General features: G+C 66.1%; 1 protein-coding gene. It reads right to left on the reverse strand.

Going from position 1 to position 1,536, the window contains the following annotated elements:
• Positions 1-2: 2 nt before the first annotated feature.
• A complete protein-coding gene (gene exaC / locus HR9077_RS18175) occupies positions 3-1,523 on the reverse strand; it encodes an acetaldehyde dehydrogenase ExaC (RefSeq protein ID WP_136068720.1) in 1,521 nt (506 codons plus the stop codon).
• Positions 1,524-1,536: the final 13 nt, after the last annotated feature.

A 1,536-nucleotide genomic window follows, 5' to 3' on the forward strand; every position in this document is an offset into this window, starting at 1 on the left:
GCTCAGAAGAAGCCCAGCGGGTTGGTGTCGTAGCTGACCAGCAGGTTCTTGGTCTGCTGATAGTGCTCCAGCGCCATCTTGTGGGTCTCGCGACCCACGCCGGACTTCTTGTAGCCGCCGAAGGCGGCATGCGCCGGGTACTGGTGGTAGCAGTTGGTCCACACCCGGCCCGCCTGGATGCCGCGCCCCATGCGGAAGGCGACGTTCATGTCGCGGGTCCAGACCCCGGCGCCCAGGCCGAACTCGGTGTCGTTGGCGATCGCCAGCGCCTCCGCCTCGTCCTTGAAGGTGGTCACCGCCACCACCGGGCCGAAGATCTCCTCCTGGAACACGCGCATGCTGTTGTCGCCCTTGAGCAGCGTCGGCTGGATGTAGTAGCCCTTGTCGTAGGCCGGATCGAAGCTCTCCTTGCCGCCGCCGGTGAGGAATTCGGCACCCTCCTCGCGGGCCACGTCCATGTAGCTCATGATCTTGTCGTACTGCTCCTGGCTGGCCTGGGCGCCCACCTGGACCTCGGTGTCCAGCGGATTGCCGCGCTTGATCGCCCGGGTGCGCTCCATCACCTTGGCCATGAAGGGCTCGTACATGGCTTCCTGGATCAGCGCCCGCGACGGGCAGGTGCAGACCTCGCCCTGATTGAAGAACGCCAGCACCAGCCCTTCCACCGCCTTGTCGATGAATTCCGGCTCGGCGTTCATGATGTCGGCGAAATAGACGTTGGGCGACTTGCCGCCCAGTTCCACCGTCGAGGGGATGATGTTGTCGGCGGCGCACTTGAGGATGTGCGCACCGACCGGCGTCGAGCCGGTGAAGGCGATCTTGGCGATGCGCTTGCTGCTCGCCAGCGCCTGGCCGGCTTCCTCGCCGAGGCCGTTGACGATGTTGACCACCCCCGCCGGCAACAGGTCGCCGATCAGCTCCATCAGCTTGAGGATCGACGCCGGGGTCTGTTCGGCGGGCTTGAGCACCACGCAGTTGCCCGCCGCCAGCGCCGGGGCCAGTTTCCACACCGCCATCAGGATCGGGAAGTTCCAGGGGATGATCTGGCCGACCACGCCCAGCGGCTCATGGAAGTGATAGGACACGGTATTGGCGTCGATGTCCGCCGCGGTGCCCTCCTGGGCGCGAATGCAGCCGGCGAAGTAGCGGAAATGATCCACCGCCAGCGGCATGTCGGCGTTGAGCGTCTCGCGCACCGCCTTGCCGTTGTCCCAGCTCTCGGCGACGGCGAGCATCTCCAGGTTCTGCTCGATGCGCTCGGCGATCTTCAGCAGGAGGTTGCCACGCTCGGTGGCCGAGGTCCTGCCCCAGGCCGGGGCGGCCGCGTGGGCGGCGTCGAGGGCCTTGTCTATGTCCTCGGCGCTCGAGCGCGGGATCTCGCAGAACACCTCGCCGGTGATCGGCGTGACGTTGTCGAAGTACTGGCCCTTGACCGGGGCGACGAACTCGCCGCCGATGTAATTGCCATAGCGTTTCTCGAAGCCGACGACGCTGCCGTCGCTTCCGGGGTTGGCGTAGATCATGGCGCGTGCTCCT

Origin of the sequence: Modicisalibacter radicis (genome assembly GCF_900961225.1) — a bacterium.
In the GTDB taxonomy this organism is placed as follows: Bacteria; Pseudomonadota; Gammaproteobacteria; order Pseudomonadales; family Halomonadaceae; genus Modicisalibacter.

Coding starts and splice junctions, on each gene's coding strand:
- exaC (WP_136068720.1), bottom strand. CDS start 1,523: ATGATCTACGCCAACCCCGGAAGCGACGGCAGCGTCGTCGGCTTCGAG.